This is a genomic window from Plantibacter cousiniae (nom. nud.) (assembly GCF_977070315.1).
The window spans coordinates 190,161-206,424 of sequence record NZ_CDRVEU010000006.1 but is presented as its reverse complement, the minus strand read 5'-3'; the positions used below and the strand labels follow the sequence as shown (position 1 = coordinate 206,424).

The 16,264-nt window shown below is 62.7% G+C and carries 15 protein-coding genes; 1 reads left to right on the top strand and 14 read right to left on the bottom strand.

The genetic code is table 11. From position 1 onward, the window contains the following. Positions 1–18: 18 nt before the first annotated feature. The 4 genes from ACW55A_RS13965 to ACW55A_RS13950 form a co-directional block, all read right to left on the bottom strand. On the bottom strand, positions 19–1,494 hold the full coding sequence (locus tag ACW55A_RS13965) for an N-acyl-D-amino-acid deacylase family protein (RefSeq protein ID WP_248672430.1): 1,476 nt from the start codon (positions 1,492–1,494) through the stop codon (positions 19–21). Positions 1,495–1,497: 3 nt separating this feature from the next. Next, positions 1,498–2,358 carry a MurR/RpiR family transcriptional regulator gene (locus ACW55A_RS13960; protein ID WP_455808277.1) on the bottom strand — a complete coding sequence of 287 codons (861 nt, stop codon included), beginning with the start codon at positions 2,356–2,358 and terminating at the stop codon, positions 1,498–1,500. After that, entirely contained in the window at positions 2,359–3,708 is a 1,350-nt protein-coding gene (locus ACW55A_RS13955) for a GntP family permease (RefSeq protein WP_058416545.1), read from the bottom strand. It lies immediately after the preceding gene. A gap of 289 nt (positions 3,709–3,997) precedes the next feature. Beyond that, positions 3,998–5,266: an MFS transporter gene (locus ACW55A_RS13950; RefSeq protein WP_072365082.1), complete on the bottom strand. Its 1,269-nt coding sequence runs from the start codon at positions 5,264–5,266 to the stop codon at positions 3,998–4,000. Positions 5,267–5,381: 115 nt separating this feature from the next. Here ACW55A_RS13950 and ACW55A_RS13945 point away from each other — a divergent pair, with 115 nt between their 5' ends. After that, a complete protein-coding gene (locus ACW55A_RS13945; RefSeq protein WP_003316669.1) occupies positions 5,382–6,272 on the top strand; it encodes a LysR family transcriptional regulator in 891 nt (296 codons plus the stop codon). 469 nt (positions 6,273–6,741) lie between these two features. Here ACW55A_RS13945 and ACW55A_RS13940 read toward each other — a convergent pair whose 3' ends face one another. Genes ACW55A_RS13940 through ACW55A_RS13895 form a run of 10 tightly spaced genes read right to left on the bottom strand, consistent with a single transcriptional unit; the run spans position 6,742 to position 16,257 of the window. Beyond that, a complete protein-coding gene (locus ACW55A_RS13940; RefSeq protein WP_455808275.1) occupies positions 6,742–7,968 on the bottom strand; it encodes a beta-ketoacyl-ACP synthase in 1,227 nt (408 codons plus the stop codon). Further along, positions 7,968–8,696: a 3-oxoacyl-ACP reductase FabG gene (gene fabG, locus ACW55A_RS13935; protein ID WP_003366033.1), complete on the bottom strand. Its 729-nt coding sequence runs from the start codon at positions 8,694–8,696 to the stop codon at positions 7,968–7,970. The genes ACW55A_RS13940 and fabG overlap by 1 nt, the downstream gene beginning before the upstream one ends. After that, the gene (locus ACW55A_RS13930; protein ID WP_003366036.1) at positions 8,693–9,148 is read right to left on the bottom strand and encodes a hotdog family protein; all 456 of its coding nucleotides are present in this window, start codon (positions 9,146–9,148) and stop codon (positions 8,693–8,695) included. The genes fabG and ACW55A_RS13930 overlap by 4 nt, the downstream gene beginning before the upstream one ends. Continuing rightward, positions 9,145–10,341, bottom strand: coding sequence for a beta-ketoacyl-[acyl-carrier-protein] synthase family protein (locus tag ACW55A_RS13925; protein ID WP_096107185.1), 1,197 nt, complete (start codon positions 10,339–10,341; stop codon positions 9,145–9,147). Before ACW55A_RS13925 ends, ACW55A_RS13930 begins: the two co-directional genes overlap by 4 nt. Next, a complete protein-coding gene (locus tag ACW55A_RS13920; protein WP_455808274.1) occupies positions 10,338–10,820 on the bottom strand; it encodes a hypothetical protein in 483 nt (160 codons plus the stop codon). Before ACW55A_RS13920 ends, ACW55A_RS13925 begins: the two co-directional genes overlap by 4 nt. Continuing rightward, positions 10,817–11,551 carry a class I SAM-dependent methyltransferase gene (locus ACW55A_RS13915; protein ID WP_455808273.1) on the bottom strand — a complete coding sequence of 245 codons (735 nt, stop codon included), beginning with the start codon at positions 11,549–11,551 and terminating at the stop codon, positions 10,817–10,819. Before ACW55A_RS13915 ends, ACW55A_RS13920 begins: the two co-directional genes overlap by 4 nt. Continuing rightward, on the bottom strand, positions 11,548–12,795 hold the full coding sequence (locus ACW55A_RS13910) for an NAD(P)/FAD-dependent oxidoreductase (protein WP_054081268.1): 1,248 nt from the start codon (positions 12,793–12,795) through the stop codon (positions 11,548–11,550). The genes ACW55A_RS13915 and ACW55A_RS13910 overlap by 4 nt, the downstream gene beginning before the upstream one ends. Positions 12,796–12,849: 54 nt before the next feature. Continuing rightward, entirely contained in the window at positions 12,850–15,213 is a 2,364-nt protein-coding gene (locus ACW55A_RS13905) for an MMPL family transporter (RefSeq protein WP_498811345.1), read from the bottom strand. Continuing rightward, complete coding sequence (locus ACW55A_RS13900; RefSeq protein ID WP_003432120.1) at positions 15,197–15,811, bottom strand: outer membrane lipoprotein carrier protein LolA; 615 nt, start codon at positions 15,809–15,811, stop codon at positions 15,197–15,199. The genes ACW55A_RS13905 and ACW55A_RS13900 overlap by 17 nt, the downstream gene beginning before the upstream one ends. Then, positions 15,808–16,257 (bottom strand): acyl-CoA thioesterase, encoded by a 450-nt coding sequence (locus tag ACW55A_RS13895; protein WP_003366054.1) that lies wholly within the window; start codon positions 16,255–16,257, stop codon positions 15,808–15,810. The genes ACW55A_RS13900 and ACW55A_RS13895 overlap by 4 nt, the downstream gene beginning before the upstream one ends. Positions 16,258–16,264: the final 7 nt, after the last annotated feature.

Here is a 16,264-nt window from a genome sequence, read left to right as displayed (position 1 = left end):
TGATTTAAGCGCCGACGACTACGTCGGCGCTTTTGCATCCGCAAAGCCCTGCCGCAGCGAACCGCTGCGTGGCAGGAATCTGCCCTGTCGCTCGCCTTGCGCCTTGCCTTCTGCGTAGCTCAGGCGACCGTTGACCCAGACACCGTCGATGCCCTGCGCCGCTCGCTGAGGGTCTTTGAAATCCGCCACGTCGCGCACGGTTTGCGGGTTGAACAACACCAGATCCGCCCAGTAACCCTCGCGAATAAGGCCGCGTTCGTGCAAGGCGAAGCGCGCGGCTGACAGCCCGGTCATTTTGTGTACGGCGGTGTGCAACGCAAACAGCCCCTTGTCCCGGCTGAAATGCCCAAGCACTCTCGGGAACGCGCCCCACAGGCGCGGATGAGGAAACGGGTCTTCCGGAAGGCCATCGGAGCCGATCATCGCCAGCGGGTGAGACATGATGCGTTCGACGTCGCCCTCATCCATGCCGTAGTACACCGCACCCGCAGGCTGTAACTTGCGTGCGGCGTCCAGCAATGACAGCCCCCAGTCGGCGGCAATGTCCTGCAGATCCCTGCCGCCCTGATCCGGGTGTGGCGTAGACCAGGTGATGGTAATGCGAAATGCGTCAGTCACCTGTTTAAGGTCCAGCGTTGAAGAACTGGCCGCATAGGGATAGCAGTCGCAGCCTACCGGATGGTCCTGCGCGGCCTCTTCCAGGGCCGCCAGCAGTTGCGGGCTGCGTCCCCAGTTGCCGGCACCGGCGCATTTCATGTGCGAGATGATGACCGGTGAGCGCGCATGGCGACCTATATCGAATGCTTCTGCCATGGCCTCAAGCACCGGCTCGAATTCGCTGCGCAGGTGGGTGGTGTAAATCGCGCCGAACGCGCTGAGCTCCTCAGCCAGTTGTTTGACCTCGCTGGTTTCGGCCGAGAACGCCGAAGCGTAGGCAAGGCCGGTCGACAACCCCAGCGCGCCCGCTTCCAGGCTGTCGCGCAACTGCTCGCGCATCGCGGCGATTTCTTCCGGGCTGGCGCTGCGCAACAAGTCATCCATGTGGTTGCTGCGCAAGGCGGTATGGCCGATCAGGGCCGCCACGTTAACGGCGGGCCGGGCGTTTTCAACCGCCGCGCGGTAGTCGGTGAAACGTGGATAGACGAACGCCGCGGCGTCGCCCAGCAGGTTCATCGGGTCGGGCGGATTGCCGCTCAGCGAGACCGGCGCCGCGCTGATCCCGCAGTTGCCGACGATGACGGTCGTCACGCCCTGGCTGATTTTCGGCAGCATCTCGGGTTTGCGGATGACCACCGTATCGTCGTGGGTGTGCACATCGATAAATCCGGGGGCCAGCACGCGACCGGCCGCATCGATTTCTTCCCGGGCACTGGCACCGGTCAGACTGCCGATGCGCTGGATGCGCCCTTCGCTGATCGCCACATCGGCGCGTACCCCCGGCGTGTCACTGCCGTCGATGACCAGTGCGTTGCGAATGATCAGGTCATAAAGCATGGTTCAGTCTCCCAGCGGCAGGCCATCTTCACCACCACGGTATTCATCCAGCGCAAGCTTGATCCGGCGCAGCCGCTCCTGATTGTCTTCAGGGCTCGCCAGCGCCAGTTCAGTGGCCAGCACATCGATGGTCAGCAGCATGCCGTAGCGCGCTGCGGTAGGTTTATAGATGAAATTGGTTTCAGCAATTTGCAGCGGCAGCACGACCTCGGCCAGTTGTGCCAACGGTGAGTCAGGCAGCGTAATGGCCAACACGCGGGCACCGTAGCTGCGGGCCAGGGTCACCGCGTCGAGCAGTTCCGGTGTGCGCCCGCCGAGCGAGCAGACAATCAGGCTGTGTTGCGGGCCAAGCGTAGCGGCGACCATGCGCATCATCACCGGGTCGCGGCAGGCGGCCACCGGGTAACCCAGGCGCACCAGCCGGGTTTGCAGTTCTTCGCTGCACAGGCTGGAGCAACCGCCCATGCCGAATGTGTGAATCATGCGTGCGTCGGCGACACAGGCGATGGCGGCGGCAAAGCGTGTTGCATCGAAGCCCGCCAGGTGCTGGCGCAGGGTCGCTTCGATGTCGTCGACGATCCGGGTGAAAAACGCCGACTGCTCCGGCGCCGGTTCAGGATGAAGGAAGCGGCTGCCGACGCCGCTGGCCTGGGCCAGTTGCAGGCGCAAATCGCGCAGATCCCGACAACCGATGCTGCGTGCGAAGCGTGACAGCGTCGCACTGCTGACCTCGGCGCGGCTGGCCAGCTCATCCAGACTGGCACTGGCCGCGAAGGCGATATCGCTGAGCAACAGCCTGGCGATTCGTCCCTCTCCCGCGCTGAGGGAATCCTGACGGGCACGTATCTGGTACAGAATGTCCACTCAAAGCACCTGCGCCAGGCCCAGCGTCAGGGCAAAAGCGACGACAGAAATCAGCGTCTCCAAGACCGTCCAGGTCTTGAACGTTTGCGCGACGGTCATATTGAAATACTCCTTGATAAGCCAGAAACCACCGTCGTTGACGTGGGAAAAGATCACCGAGCCTGCGCCCGTCGCCAGCACCAGCAATTCGGGGTGCGGGTAACCCAGCCCCAGCGCGACAGGCGCAACAATGCCCGACGCCGTGGTCATCGCCACCGTCGCCGAGCCTGTCGCTACACGCATCAGTGCAGCGAAAAGCCAGCCCATCAGCAGGGGTGAGAGATGAAAGTCCTGCGCCAGACCAACGATCTGGTTGGTGACACCGCTGTCGACCAGAATACGGTTCAAACCGCCACCGGCACCGACCAGCAACGTGATGCTGGCGGTCGGTGCCAGGCACTCATTGGTGAATTTCAGGATCGAGTCGCGGTTGAAACCCTGAGCGATGCCCAGCGTCCAGAAACTCAACAGGGTGGCCAGCAGCAGGGCGATCACCGAGTTGCCGATGAACAGCAAAAAGCCATTGAACGCACTGCCCGGTGTGCTGATCAGGTTGGCCCAGCCACCCAGCAGCATCAGCACCACCGGCAGCAGAATCGTGGCCATGGTCAGGCCGAAGCTGGGCAGCTTCTGGCGTGGTTCGCGGTCGAGAAACTGCTTGGCCAGCGGGTTTTCAGCTGGCAAGTGGATGCGCGGCACAATGAATTTGGCATACACCGGACCGGCGATGATCGCCGTGGGGATGCCGATCAGGATGGCGTAGAAGAGCGTTTGCCCCACCGACGCCTGATACGCCTGCACCGCGAGCATCGCAGCAGGGTGTGGCGGCACTAGCGCATGCACCACCGAGAGACCGGCGACCATCGGCAGGCCGACCATCAGAATCGACACCCCGACACGCCGGGCCACGGTAAAGGCAATCGGCACCAGCAGAACGAAGCCGACTTCGAAGAACAGTGGCAAGCCCACCAGAAACGCGATGCAGACCATGGCCCAGTGCGCGTTACGTTCGCCAAAGCGGTCGATCAGAGTGCGCGCCACCTGCTCGGCGCCGCCAGACTCGGCCATCATCTTGCCAAGCATGGTGCCCAGCGCCACGACCAGCGCGATATGCCCCAGCGTCTTGCCAACCCCCGCTTCATAGGAGGCGACCACGCCACTGGCCGGCATTCCCGCGACCAGGGCCAGACCGACCGAAACAAGCGTAATGACGATAAACGGATTGAGGCGGTAACGCGCGATCAGCACGATCAAGGCGATGATGGCGACAGCGGCGTAGACCAACAGCGAAATACCGGGAGACGGCGACATAGCGGCGGTTCCTTGCAGAATGGGTAGGCGAGAGCGCAATACCGACGGCTGAAGCCGTCAGCCTGAAGGCGACTCGGGGGTACTCGGCAGGGATAACGCAATAAGGTGGAGCAGGGGCGTTTCAGGGCGATCACAGGTATTCATTGTTTTTATCTCTGCTTTCGTGATGAAAATAAATTACACGAAAACGAAATATAAACAAATATATGAAAATAAATTTCTTGGAAGGGGTTAGGTGGCTGATGGGAGTGCCATTGCGTCCCCCCATCCGCCTGCGTCTGCCGGGTGACTAAACCTTCGCCCCCAGCGGCTGCAACCTTGCCAGCCGCAGCGCTACCCCAAGTGCGATCAGCAGCAACACGCCGATAAACAGCCCGATGCCGTTCCATCCCGCGTAGTGCCAGAACACGCCGCCGCCGGTTCCGGCTACGCTCGAGCCTGCGTAGTAACAGAACAGGTACAGGGACGCGGCCTGGCCTCTGGCGGTGGTGGCCCTGCGTCCGACCCAGCTGCTGGCCACCGAATGTGCGCCGAAGAAGCCGAAAGTGAAGATCAGTACGCCGACGATCACCAGCGGCAGCGGGGTGAACAGGGTCAGCAGCAGGCCGGCCAGCATCATCACGATCACGGCCCAGAGCACCTGTCGGCGGCCAAGGCGGTCAGCCAGCGAGCCGATCTTTGCCGAGCTGTAGATGCCCGACAGGTACACCACGGAAAACACCCCGACCACGGCCTGGCTCAGGTTGTAGGGTGCGCTCAGAAAGCGGTAGGCGATGTAGTTGAACAGCGTGACGAATGCGCCCATCAGCAGAAAGCCGGTCAGAAACAGCAGCGGCAAGCCTGCATCGCGAAACTGCACCACAAACCCGTCGAGCAGACTGCGAGGGTGCAGCGAGCGCGGGCGGAAGTTGCGTGACGCCGGCAGGATCCTCCAGAACACCGCTGCGGCGATCAGCGCCAGCCCGCCAACTACCAGCATTGCCGCGTGCCAGCTGACATAGTCGATCATCACCCCGACGATCAGCCTTCCGCTCATACCACCGACGGCGCTGCCGCCGATATACAGCCCCATCGCCAGACCCAGATGGGTGGGGTGGATCTCCTCGCTCAGGTAGGTCATGGCCACCGCCGCGAGGCCGCTCAGTGACAGGCCTACCAGGGCGCGGGTAATCAGTACGCCCTCCCAGCTGGGCATCAAGGCGCTGGCGATGGTGAACAGCGACGCACAGAACAGCGCCATGACCATCACCGGCTTGCGCCCCAGCCGATCGGATATCGGCCCGGTGATCAGCAGGCCGATGGCGAGCATTGCCGTGGCTACGGACAGGATCAGGCTGCTTTGTGCCGCCGTCAGGGAGAACTCGCTGGACAGCGTCGGCATCATCGGCTGAACGCAGTACAGCAGGGTAAAGGTCGAAAACCCGCCAGCGAACAGCGCCAGAGCAGTGCGTTTGAAAAGCGGCGTGTTCTTTTCGATGTAGGTATCGTCGGGCAGTGTCGACGACTGTACGGACGGGGTGTTCAGGTCTGGGGTGGGCGGGGCGACGGCAGGGTTCACAAAGACCTCAGGGCATGATTGAGCAGGCGATGAAAAAATCATATAGCTCGCTAATCATTCCATCCAATATATTGTTCGACCTGTTTGATAGGTAAAACGACTTAATGGAGGCCGCATGGAATTGCGTCATCTGCGTTACTTCATCGCGGTTGCCGAAGAGCTGCATTTTGGCCGCGCCGCGCAGGCGCTGGGTATTTCGCAACCGCCGCTCAGCCAGCAGATTCAGACGCTGGAGCAGGAACTGGGCACGCGCTTGTTCGAGCGCACCAACCGGCGCGTCGAGTTGAGCGAATCCGGGCGGCTGTTTCTCGACGAAGCACGGCTGGTGCTGGCGCAGGTCGACAAGGCCACTGACGTGGCGCGGCGTGCGCAACTGGGTGAGATCGGCGAGCTGAAAATCGGCTTTACCTCATCTGCGCCGTTTACGTCGAGCATTCCGCAGGCGATTTTTGCTTTCCGCCAGGCCTACCCTGACGTCCATCTCACCCTGACCGAGATCACCAGTCAGGAAGTGGCGGCAGGTCTTGAGGACAAAACCATTCAGGTCGGCATCATGCGCCCGCTGGCATTGCCCGATTCACTGGTGGTGTTCGAATTGCTCAGTGAACCGTTGGTGGCGATCATGCGTGCCGACCATCCTCTGGCGGCAGAAAGCGAGGAGGGAATCTACATGGCAGCGTTGGCCGCCGAGCCGTTCGTGTTCTTCCCGCGCACCTACGGCAGCGGCATCTACGCGCAAGTCCTGAGCCTGGCGCGCGCCGCAGGGTTCAGCCCGCTGATCACCCAGGAAGCGGGCGAAGTGATGACCATCATCGGCCTGGTTGCAGCAGGATTGGGCGTCACCGTACTGCCTGCGTCCTACCGGCGAATGCGCATCGACGGCGTGGTCTACCGCAACGTCCTCGACCCCGGCGCAACCAGCGCGGTGTGGCTGGTGCAACGCAAGGACGAACAATCGCCCATGGCCAAGGCGTTCACCGAGCTGTTAACGCGCAATGTGGGGTGATTCAAAGGTACTGATGATAGGACGCAGAGTGTCCAGAACGGCATGCGACGCAGAGCGCCGCACGATGGTTGAGATTCTGGCCGCAGGCCGTGGGAGCGACCTGCCGGGAAACGGCAGCAAGACCGGTGCATGCGGTGGGCCGGGCCGCTGAGCGTCCAGAACGGCATGCGACGCAGAGCGCCGCACGATGGTTGAGATTCTGGCCGCAGGCCGTGGGAGCGAGCTTGCTCGCGATCTGCCGGGAACCGGCAGCAGGACCGGTGTATGCGGTGCATCAGGCATGGCCGGGCCGCTTCTCAGCCGGTCGTAACCTCCCGAACGTCCTGCGGGCAGCAGCCCTCTCTTGTAGGCATGTTGATACCTAAAGATCGGACGCAAAGCGACCAGAGCTGCATTCCCACGCCGGAGAGTGGGACGACAAGTGTGTGGACTGGAGCATGAGGAACGGCAGGCGTCCCAGATAACACCCTTAGCGCCAACGCCTGAAGATCAGCGAGGTGTTCACGCCGCCAAATGCGAAGTTGTTGTTCATCACGTATTCGTTGCTCATGTGCCTTGGTTCGCCGACGATGTAGTCCAGTTCACCGCACTGTGGGTCGATGTCGACCAGGTTGAGCGTATGGATATAGCGATCGCTGTTGAGCATTTCGATGCTGAACCATGACTCCAGCGCGCCGCACGCTCCCAGCGTGTGGCCGAGGAAGCTTTTCTGCGAGCTGAGCGGCATGCGCGGGCCGAACAGGCTGCTGGTGGCCAGGGTCTCGGCGATGTCGCCCTGTTCGGTGGCGGTGCCGTGACCGTTGACGTAACCGATGGCGTCGGGCGGCAGGGCGGCGTCTTCGAGGGCCAGCTCCATCGCGCGGCGCATGGTGGCCTGCTCGGGGCGAGTGCTGTGCGCGCCGTCGGCGTTGCTGCCGAAGCCGACGATCTCGGCGTAGATGTGCGCGCCACGTGCCTGGGCATGCTCAAGCTCTTCAAGCACCAGCATGCCGCCGCCTTCGCCGATCACCAGGCCGTCGCGTCCGCTGTCGTAGGGGCGTGGCGTGCTGTGGGGCGCATCATTCTTGAGGCTGGTGGCGTACAGCGCGTCGAACACCATGGCCTCGGTCGGGCACAGCTCTTCAGCCCCGCCCGCCAGCATCAGCGGCAGACGGCCGAACTTGATCGCCTCGTAGGCATAGCCGATGCCCTGGCTGCCACTGGTACAGGCGCTGGAAGTCGGAATCAGGCGTCCGGTCAGGCCGAAGAAAATGCTGATGTTGGCAGCGGTGGTGTGCGGCATCATGCGCACGTAGGAGTTGGCGTTCAGGCCCACAGCCACCGAGTTGATCAACATGTTGCCGAAAGCCTTGATCTCGTCGGTGCTGCCAGTGGACGAGCCGCAGGCCGTACCCATACGGCCATCGCGAATGATCGGGTCATTCAGCAGCCCGGCGTCGATCAGGGCCTGCTCCGCAGCCGCCACGGCCAGACGGGACACGCGGCCCATGCTGCGCAGTTGCTTGCGCGTCCAGTGCCCCGGCACGACGAAATCGTCGATGGGGCCAGCCAGGCGGGTATTGAGCTCGGCAAAACGGTTCCACTCGTCCATCCGGCGAATGCCGCTGCGATTGGCCGTGAAGCTGGCATCGATAGTCGGCCAGTCGCTGCCCACCGAAGTGATGCCGGACATGCCGGTCACTACCACACGCTTCATCAACACAGTCCCCCATTGACGGCCAGAACCTGACGAGTGATGTAGCTCGCTTCGGCCGACATCAGAAAATTCACGGCCCCCGCCACTTCCTCGGGCGTGCCCATGCGTTGTGCCGGAATCATTTTCATCAGTTCGTCAACGGGCACGTTCTCGTCGAGCATAGCCGTATCGATCAGCCCCGGCGCGACGCAGTTGACGGTGATCTTGCGTTTGCCCAGTTCGATGGCCAGCGCCTTGGCGGCACCGATAAGCCCTGCCTTGGATGCGCTGTAATTGACCTGGCCGCGATTGCCGATCAGCCCTGAAACCGAGGTGATGCAGACGATGCGCCCTGCTGCACGACGGCGAATCATCGGCATCGTCAACGGGTGCAGGACATTATAGAAACCGTCCAGGTTAGTACGCAGCACCTGATCCCAGTCATCGTCGCTCAGCGCCGGAAACGCGCCGTCGCGGGTCAGCCCGGCGTTGAGTACCACGCCGTAATAGGCGCCATGCGTCTCCACATCCTGTTCCAGAATTGCCTTGCAGGCGGCACGGTCCGAGACATCGAATTGCAGCACGCGTGCCTGACGGCCCAGCGCAACGACTTCGGCCTGCACGGCTTCGGCTTCGCTGCGGCCGGTGCGGCAATGCAGGATCAGGTCGTATCCGGCCTGCGCCAGACGCAGGGCGATGGCGCGGCCGATGCCACGGCTGGAGCCGGTGACCAGTATCGATTCAGTCATGCCGGGGCTCCTTCAGCCAGGTAGTCAGCAGTGTTGGGCGGGCAATATACATTGAGTCGGGCAAAAGCCTCGATACCCGGGCCGGTGAGGGTGCACTCGAACATGCCCATGCCGTTGTCGTCCTGCAGGGAGCGCACGGCATGGATGTGCAGTTCACTGCCCAGTGGGAAGCGTGTCACGTTGCAATCGAACTTGCGGCTGCCAAGCAGAAAACCCAGCTTGACCGCTTCGCCGTTGTTGCGCGCCTTGCAACCGGCATAGGCCGCGACGCTCTGCGCCATCAGCTCTATGCCCAGCCATGCGGGCAGGCTGCCGTCCGCTTGATTGAACAGGCCGTCGGCGCGTACGGTCAGGCAGGTTCGAATCTGTTCTTCGTCAAAGCTCAGCACCTGATCGATAAGGATCATGTCGCCGGCATGGGGGATGAGTTCGGCGAGCGGCCACTCGGTCATGGGGCATCTCCGATAATCAGGCTGATGTTGTTGCCACCGAAGGCAAACGAATTGCTCATCATGTAACGAGCGCTTTCAGGTGTCAGGCGCGAGCCTGCGTGTGTCCATTGCAGCGCAGGCAGCAGTGGATCGGCCTCGCTGTCCCACAGGTGCGGGGGCAGGGCCCGTTCGGCATTCTGCGGTGCCAGGCTCAGCCAGCAAAACGCCGCTTCCAGCGCGCCCGCTGCGCCCAGGGTGTGGCCGCTGAGCGGTTTGGTCGACGAGCAGGGCACGCCGTTCGGAAATACGCCCTGCACGGCCAGGCTCTCCATCGCGTCGTTGTGCGGCGTGGCGGTGCCATGCAGGTTCAGATAACCGATCTGCTCCGCCTCGAGTCGCGCATTGCGCAACGCTTGCAGCATGGCATCGCGCGCACCACGCCCGGTGGGTTCGGGGGCCGAGATGTGGTGAGCGTCGCAGCTGGCACCTGCACCCAGCAGGGCAATCGAGTGCCTGCTGTCAGCTTCGCGAGTCATCAGGAACAGGGCGGCCGCCTCGCCGATATTGATCCCGTTGCGGTTGCTGGAGAACGGATTGCAGAGCTGCGGCGACATGGCCTCGAGTGCCGAGAACCCCTGCAGGGTCAGCCTGCACAGGCTGTCGACGCCGCCGCACAGCACGGCATCGCACAGGCCCATGTCCAGCGCCCGCCGCGCACTGAGCAATGCCCGCGAACTGGAGGTGCAGGCTGTCGAGATGACGTAGGCCGGGCCGCTCAATTGCAGCCAGGCGGCGAGAAAATTTGCCGGTGCGCCCAGTTCCTGCTGCCGATAATCGTAATCGTCGGGGAAGGTCCGTTCACGCAGCCAGACGGCCATGCTCTCGCTCGCTTCATCAATGCCCGAGGTGCTGGTGCCGATGATCACGCCAATCCGCCCGGCGCCGAAGCGGGTGATGGCCTGGCTGATGTCCTCCTCGATCTGCAGGGCGGCGGCCAGCAGCAGCTGGTTATTGCGGCTGCGATGCAAATGCACGGCCGGCGGAATGGGCGGCAGTGCGGATTTGACCGCGCCGACCGGCAACGCACGTTCCGGTACCCAGCCGCTTTCGAAAACCATGCCCGAGCTGTCACCTGCGAACAGCCTGCGCGACACCTCTTCACGGCTGTCGCCCAGCGAGCAGATCACGCCCAGCGCGTTGAGATAGGCGGTCATGGCAGGCTCTCGTTGTTCAGCGGTGTGACCTTGTAGCTCAGCCTGTCCTTGAGGCGAATAGTGAATGCGTTGGCCGACTGATATTCGACCAGCCAGCGATCATCCAGGCGGCGCTGCATGCCCTGGCGGTAAGCCGTCGGGTAGCGGCCATGCATTTCCAGGTCCGGGGTCATGGCGAACATCAGCGCAGCGAACAGCTCGCGGGCTTCGGGATTGGGCGGCAGCAAGCCATCGGCCTGCCATTTTCCGTCGATCAGCAACTGGCGCGCTTGGGGAATGCCCAGCGGGTCCATCATCGACCAGCGCAATCCGCCGTTTTCGCGCTGGATGATCAGCAGCCAGTCCTGATGCTGATCGGCCTGGCGACGCTCGATGTGCAGCTGCATCGGCAATTGCATGGTCGGTGCGCTGGTCGGCAGCGGGGCGTGTGCCGCACAGCCGCCGAGCATCAGGAAGGCTAAAAACAGTATGCGAATCATGATGCTTCCACTTCCAGGGGTTTGCGGGCCACGACATTGACCAGCGTTTCCTCACGTTGCCCGAACGGCCTGGGCTTTTGCAGTTTCAAGACTTCGAGCAGGCCGAAGTCCCTGGCGCGGCTCCACCACAGGTAAGGGTACGAAACATTCGGTGCATCGAACTCGAAACCCTGGTCGCGGATCATCTGCAGATACTGCGCCGCGCTTTTCTGAACGTGCATCGGATGGCGGAACAGCCAGCGAATCACCCAAGTGTCGATGTACGCTTCGGTCGACTCGGCGAACAGCAGGTAGCCGCCCGGTTTGAGTACCCGGTAAAACTCGGCCAGCGCTTGTTCCTGCTCCACCAGATGATGGAAAGTCTGGTGGCAGAACAGCAAATCGACGCTGGCGTCGGGTACTGGCAGGGCTGCGCAGTCGCTGCCGATCAGCTCGACCTCTAAGCCTCTGGCCCGCGCCTCTTCGCGACTCATCTCGAGGCTGTGCGGATCGGCGTCGACACCGATGAGCCTGGACGGCTGAAAAACCTTGTTCAGATGCTGGAACGAGCGGCCTTGCCCGCACCCGGCGTCGAGCAACACCGGCGCAACCGGCGGCGGGCTGGCGAACAGGCTGCGCAAGTCGTCTATCGCCACGCGCAGCACGCGGTACTGCCAGATGTTGCTGCGCAGAAACCACAGGCCGAAGCGGGTTTCCTCGACATAACTGTCACTCAGGAACGGTCGACTCATGAACCACCGTCCGCGCAGATTTCCGAAAGTGTGCGCAGGCGGCGCTTGGGCTCGCTGACAAACGGATTGCGTTCGTCCCAGGCATAACCGGCCAGAATCGAGCTGATCATGCGGCGGATGTCCGGAGCGCTGCCGGGGTAGAAAATCACGCTCTGGAACGTACCGTCATACCAGCCCTCGACATAGGCACGAAAGGTGTCGACGCCACGTTTCAATGGCACCGCGAACTCGCTTTCCCAATCCACGTTTTCGCCCTGCAACTGGCGGCTCAGCACGCCAGCCGCCATGCTCGCCGAACGCATGGCGATGGTCACACCTGACGAAAACACCGGGTCGAGGAATTCCGCCGCATTGCCCAGCAGCGCAAAGCCTTTGCCGTGCAGGGTCTTGACGTTGGCCGAGTAGCCACCGATGGTTCTCGCTGGCGTATCCCAGACTGCGTTTTTCAGCACGCTGGCCAGTTGCGGTGTCTCATCGATAAAGGCGCGCAGGCAGGCATCCAGATCCTCGGGCTTGTCCTTGAAGCGTTCAGCCGAGGCGACCACGCCTATCGAACAGCGGCCTTCGCTGAACGGGATCGACCAGAACCACACATCGCTGTGCTGCGGATGGATGCTGACGAGAATCTTGCGGCGGTCGAAGGGCGGGCTTTCGATGCGGTCTTCGATATGGGTGAACACCGCCTGGCGCACCGGAAAACCCGACGGCGCTTCCAGATCCAGCAAGCGCGGCAGCACACGGCCATATCCGCTGGCGTCGAGTACGAAGCTGGCCTGCACGCTGTATTCGCTGCCGTCCTCACGCCTCACACGCAAAACCGGCTGCGGGCCATCGAAGTCGGCGCTGACGATCTCTTCCTGATAGCGGATGTCCACGCCTTGCAGCGCAGCCTGATCGGCGAGCAGTTTGTCGAACTCGCTGCGCTGCACCTGAAAGGTCGTCGGCTTGCCGTTGCTGAACGTATCGCTGAAGTCGAAATCGCTGTATTGCTCGCCACGCGCGAAGGCTGCGCCATTTTTGGGCTGGAAACCGGCGGCCTGCACGGCCTCCAGCATCCCGGCTTCTTCGACGAAGTCCAGGCAGTGGCACAGCAGGCTTTCACCGATGGAGAAGCGCGGAAACAGCTGGCGCTCGATGATCAGCACGTCATGGCCCTGGCGTTTGAGCAGGGCAGCCGCTATTGAACCGGCCGGGCCGGCACCGATGATGACGACCTGACGAATTTCCCTATCAGTGATGGGCACAGGTATTCCTTTTCGGTTGGGCGGTGGCTGGGAGTGACGACAACGCTGCAAGACTCATGCGTGTGGCCCTTCAGCATTGGCTGGCGAATGAAGCGCTTTACGCGGGCTGGCCCAGGGCGCCAGCAGGAAGCTGAACGCCAGCCCCAGACTGACCGACAGGCCGAAGTTGCTGATCGCCGGGGTGCTGGAAACGGCCAGCAGGCCGAACGACAGCCAGGTGGTGACCGCTGCCAGCAGCGTGCCCAGCAGGCTGACTGCCGCGCCGCCTATCTGCTCGCGCATCAGGATGGCGTAATCGACGCTGATCGCCGTGACCAGCAACAGGCCGAACAGGCTGAACAGAGTCAGCGGCTGACCGAGCCAGCCCAGGCTGGCGAGGCTGCACAGGGCCGCCAGCAGGGGCAGGGCGACGATGCGCAACGCACCGCCGAAGCCAAACGGAGCGATCAGCAGCAGGACGATCAGTACGCACGATGCCAGCTTCAATTCCGCTGCGCTGATCTGCGTGTGGGCAAACACCTCGTTGAGCTCACCCAGACGGTCGACCAGTTGCACGCCCTCCAGCCCGATGGCCTGCACGCGCAGCAACGCCATGCTGTTCATGCCACGCAGGCTGACGATGCTGGCTACCTGAGCGTCGCCTTCGGCATCTTCGCTGGCGCCCAGCCAGAGCGTGCGCCACGGTTCGCTGAGCGGGCCTTGAAGCGCCTGATCAATGTCTTGCGTTGGCAGTGCCTGCAATTGCGCGAGTTCGGTTTTCAGTGCGTTGGCCGGAACGCCAAGCTGTACCAGTGGCTCCCAGTGTTGCGGCAATTTGCCCAGTGCATCACGGGTCAGTTGCTGCTCGGCAGGCGAATCCAGCAACTGGTTGAGCGCCATGTAGCCTTGCAGCTTGTCCATGCTGACCAGCTGGTCGAGCCGTTGGGTCAGTTCGGACTGCCGATCCAGCAACTGCTGTTGGTCCTTGCCGCGCACTAGAAAAAACTGGCTGGTGGGCTGATAACCGGTGATCCGTGCGATGGCCTGGGCTTCATCGGTCAACGCCTGAGGTGCTGCCACCCATTGGCGGATATCGTTCTTGGTGGTCAGGTGCCAGAGTCCGCCGCCACAGAAGACCAACAGCAGCACCAGCAGGATCGGTGTGCTGATGCGCAGCAGCAAGGCGGCGCGGCAATCGAGCATCAATTGCGCCAGTTTCAGCGGCCACTGGGCAGGGCTGATCTCGACTTTTGCGAGCAGCGCGGGCAGCAGGCACACCGCCGTCAGGTAGGCGCCGATCAGGCCGGCCGCCGAGAACACCGCAATTTGCGTGAGTGCCGGGAACGGCGTCCAGGCCAGCGCCAGGTAGCCGATGCAACTGGTGATCAGGCTCAGGCTCAGGCCCGGCAGGGTCAGGCGCAAGGCGGGCCAGCTGCGCCAGGGTTTGAGGCTCCAGCTCTTGGACAGGTAATGCAGCGGGTAATCCACCGCCACCCCGATCAGGCTCGAGCCCAGCACCAGCGTCATGACGTGCATGCTGCCGAATATCGCAACGCAGGCCACCGCGCCGAAGAGCATGCCGATTACCACCGGCACGAATGCCAGCAGCACGCTCCAGCGGCGGAAGGCGAGTAACAGCAACAACAGGATACCGACCGTTGCGCCACCGCCGACCCAGGTGATTTCCCGGCTGGCCTGCTTCTGCCCGTCGGCAGCGTAAAGCAGCCCGCTGGCCGCGAGCAATTGACCACCCGCCTGACTGGCCTGCACCCGCGCTTGCGCCAGCAGGTCCGCGACCTGGCCGGGCAGGTGCATGTCGAAGGCATCGGTTCGGGTTCGCGAACGCAGCAGTACCCAGCTTTTGCCCTCGGCGCTGGCCACCAGCGCGCCACTGGCCAGGTCCGCCTCGACCGAGCCCTGCTTCGGCAGGCCGTTCTGGATACGTCCGGTCAGCCCCAGCCAGTCATCCTGGCCAGGCACCAGGCTGAACCCGGCAAACGGGTCGAACAGCGTCTGTACGCGCTGTTCGATGAAGGTTTTCGGGTCGTCGATCAGCAGTGTGCGGTCCGCTGTCGGCAGCATGGCGATGCGCCCTTGCAGCAACTGGGTGCGCAACGCGGGCAGATCGGCCTGCAGCGACCACTGAACCTTCTCGAACAGGCCGGTCGACTGCCATTGTTCAGCCAGATTGCGTGCCAGTTCGACAGCCTTCTGCCGATCGCTGTGGCCCACCAGCACCAGCATTTCGCGGTTGAGCGGTTCCTGCATGCGCTTTTCGGCGCTCACGACCAGTTCGTCGTTATCGGTGCCCGGCACCAGCTCCATCAGGTTGGCCGACAGCGGCGAGCGGTCGTGCCACTGCCAGCCCGCGAGCGCCAGTACGCCCGCCAGAATCAGCAGGAACAGTCGCGGCAACAGCCGCTCAGTCTTTGAAGTCATTACGCTGCGCATCGGTCAGGGTCGGGGCACTGCTGCTGTCGATCATTTTCAGGACCGTGCTGTCGCCCTGGGTTTCCAGCAGCTCGATACGCTGCACCAGTTCGCCACCGTCGATGTTGATCTGTTTGAACACTTGTTGCAGCAGCATCGAACGCGGCGTCAGGGTGAGGTGCCAGGCATTCGCCTCGCCCTTGAGCTGCAAGTCGAAATCCCGCTGCAGACCGCTGCTGTCGCCTTGCAGGACCGCCAGGAACAGACGGTTCTGCTCGGCGCCGGCGTTCTTGTTCGGCACCGGCTTCCAGGTGCTGACATTGCCATCGGCTTCACGACGGGCAATACCGTCGGCATTGATGCGGTAATCCTGTTTGAGCGGTGTTTCCAGCAGCCAGAGCAGCCCGAAATCCCTGGCGAGCACGAAGCGGCCCTTGCTGAGCAGCGGTTGTGGCAGGGCACGCAGGTGTTTTTCCTGAACGAAACGACCCTGCACCACGGCAGGCTTGGCGAGCTGATCGCTCAGTTGTTGCAGATCGAACGCCTGCGCCAGAGAAGAAAGGCACAGCAGACCCAGCAGAATCAAGGTACGAAGCGGGCGGTTCATGGCGAGGCGCTCTCTATTGTGCTCTCAAGGGCAGTTTTGACGGCATCGATGAACACCTGCGGCGAGGCCAGTTGCATTTCCCGGCTCTGGCTGTCGACGGCGACCTGCACAGTGCTGGCGCGGGTCAGGCGCTCACCGGTGTGTGCATCGGTGATCAGGTAATTGATCTTCAGACGGTTCTCCCACTCCACCAGACTGGCGCGCACGTTCAGTGTCTGACCGAACACGGCGCTGCGCACATAGCGCAATTGCAGATCGATCACCGGCCAACCATAACCGGATTCGAGCATCTGCATGTAGTTATGGCCGATATGATCGAGCAGCGCGCAGCGCGCCACTTCGAGGTACTTCACGTAGTGCCCGTGCCAGACGATGTTCATCATGTCGACGTCGAAAAACGGCACGACGATTTCAGTGTCGATGTGCAGGAAACCCTTACTGCGCATGTAACCT